General features: G+C 25.7%; 2 protein-coding genes. One reads left to right on the top strand and one right to left on the bottom strand.

All coding sequences use genetic code 11. From position 1 onward, the window contains the following. The coding region (gene ligA, locus ACTT83_RS06220) for an NAD-dependent DNA ligase LigA (RefSeq protein ID WP_440919219.1) at nucleotides 1–1,957 on the top strand (1,957 nt) is incomplete at its 5' end. Here the strand turns inward: ligA and ACTT83_RS06225 are convergent. Continuing rightward, on the bottom strand, nucleotides 1,937–2,916 hold a 980-nt coding region (locus tag ACTT83_RS06225; protein ID WP_440919220.1), incomplete at its 5' end, for a M24 family metallopeptidase. The two genes, ligA and ACTT83_RS06225, sit on opposite strands and share 21 nt — an antisense overlap.

Raw genomic sequence — 2,916 nt, forward strand, 5'->3', positions numbered from 1 at the left:
CGACCTTAATAAGCCTTTACTAAATGATAATGAGTATGATCAACTTAAAAAAGATGTATTATTTCTTGAGAAAAAATATGATTTTTTAGAAAGTGAAAATTCACCATCAAAAATTGTAGGTTTTAAACCCTCTAAAACTTTTAAAAAAGTTTTTCATAGAGTTCCCATGCTTTCACTTTCAAATGCGTTTGATGAGGAAGATCTGTTAAATTTTGAAAAAAAAATTAATAATTTTTTAGACCAAAAAAGTTCAAATGAATTTGAGTATAGTGCTGAACCTAAAATTGATGGTATTTCTGCATCATTAGTTTTTAAAAAGGGAAAATTTGTTATTGGACTTTCAAGAGGTGATGGGAAAGTAGGAGAGGATATTACACAGAATTTAATGACAATTGATGATATTCCAAAAAAAATTACAGCTAAAAATTTTCCTGACGAAATAGATATTCGGGGTGAGATATTTATTCAAAATAAAGATTTTGAAAATCTTAAAGATAAATTTGCTAATCCAAGAAATGCTGCATCTGGATCATTACGACAAAAAAATCCTCAAGATACCAAAAAAATTCCTTTAAAGTTTATTGCTTATACATTTGGGTATGTAAATAAAATGGAAGTAAAAAATCAAAGCGACTACTTACAACAACTAAGTGAGTGGGGTTTTAAAATAAATCCATTTAATAAAACTATTAAAGGTATTAAAAATTTAATGAAAAATTACTATGAAATAGAAAAAAAAAGAAATGAGATTGATTTTGACATTGATGGTATTGTTTATAAAATAAATAGTTTCAATTTACAAAAACGATTAGGTAATGTTGCAAACTCTCCTCGTTGGGCAATCGCACATAAGTTTTCTGCTAATAAAGGCACTTCAAAGATCTTAAATATTGAGATTCAAGTCGGTAGAACTGGGGCATTGACACCTGTAGCAAAAATAAAACCAATTAATATTGGAGGTGTAGTTGTATCTAATGCAACACTTCATAATGAAGATGAAATAACAAGAAAAGATATAAGGATAGGAGATATAGTTATAGTCGAGAGAGCAGGAGATGTTATTCCCCATATTTTAGAGGTAGATTTAAAAAAAAGAAATAAAAATTCCAAAAAATATATTTTCCCAATTAAGTGTCCATCTTGTGGAGCTAAAACAATTAAAGAATACAATTCCATTACAAAAAAAAATGATGCAGTTAGAAGATGTTCAAGTGAAGGATATGAATGCGATAAAATGACTGTAGAAAAAATTAAACATTTTGTATCAAAAGAAGCTTTAAATATTGATGGTTTTGGAAAAAAAATTGTAGAAAATTTCTGGAAACTGAAAATGATTAGATTACCACAAGATATTTTTGCTCTGGACTATGAAAAAATAAAAGTAATGGATGGATGGGGACAACAATCTGTTGCTAATTTGAAATATGCAATTGAAGAAAAGAAAAATATTTCTTTTGAAAAGTTTATATATGCTCTTGGAATAAGACATATTGGTTATGAAAATGCTAAATTGATTGCAAAAACACTTAAAAATCCTGAAAATTTCATAAATCTTTCCAAAGAAAATAATATTGACGATTTACTAAATATTGATGGGATTGGTGAAACTCAAATAACTTCTTTAAAAAAATTTTTTTTGAATAAGATTAATTTAAAGGTAATTCAAGATCTTCAAAAAATTTTGAAAATTCAGAAAACAATTGAAAATAAAAAAGACGGTATATTAAGTGATAAGATATTTATGTTTACGGGAAAATTAACAGGCATGAGTAGAGCAGAAGCTAAGTCTTTAATAGAAAAAAATTCAGGATCAATAATTAGCAATGTCTCAAAAAAACTTGATTATTTGATTATTGGAGAGAAACCCACTAAACGGAAAGTTGAAGCTGCAAAAGATTTAAAGATTAAAATTATAGATCAATCAGAATTGCATAAATTATTGAATAAAAGTAGCTAACCATTTTTTCTCACTTGAGTTTAAATATTTATGAAGTTTTGTGTAAATATCTAAATTATATTCCCAAAGGTAATTTTTTTCATCATTTGTTAATAAATCGAAATTAATTAAATCTTTATCAATTGGAGCTAATGTTAAATTTTTAAAGTACAGCTTATTTTTATTTTTTTTAACATAAATCAAATTTTCTATACGTATTCCAAATTTATTTTTTTTATAATATCCTGGTTCATTGCTTAAAATCATCCCCTCACGTAACTTTATCTTATTAAATTTTGAGATACCTTGGGGGCCCTCATGCACATTTAAAAAAAAACCTACACCATGTCCAGTTCCATGTTGATAATCTAAGTTGATTTCTTTTAAAAATTTTCTTGCTCTAATATCTATCAAATTACCAGAGGAATATTTATTTAAATTAGATTTTACAACTGCAATATGACCTTTTAATACTCGTGTGAAAATATTTTTTATATTCTTTTTGGGTTTTGAGAAACAAATTGTTCTAGTCACATCTGTAGTACCATATTTATATTGTCCTCCAGAATCACATAAAAAAATATCTTTTTTTTTTATTTTTTTGGAATTTTTTTTTGTTGCTCTATAATGAACAATAGCTGCATTCCCCGCAGTTCCAGCAATAGTATTAAAACTTGGATATAAATAATCTTTATTTTTTTTTCTAAAATTTTCTAATTTATTTTGTGCCTCAAACTCAGTAATCGTTTTTTTGTTTATATTTTTGATCCAGTAAATAAACTTTGTTAACGCTACACCATCAAAAATATGAGCATTTAACATATTTTTTATTTCTGTTTTATTCTTCAAAGATTTGAGTGAGTAAATTGGATCTTCAATACTGTAAACTTTGAATTTTTTTTTTAATACATTTTCAAAAAAAATTGAGCAAGTATTTTTATCAATAATAATTTTTTTACCTTTAAGATTTGAGATAAATT

This window comes from Candidatus Pelagibacter sp. (assembly GCF_052049775.1).
Classification (GTDB): domain Bacteria; phylum Pseudomonadota; class Alphaproteobacteria; order Pelagibacterales; family Pelagibacteraceae; genus Pelagibacter.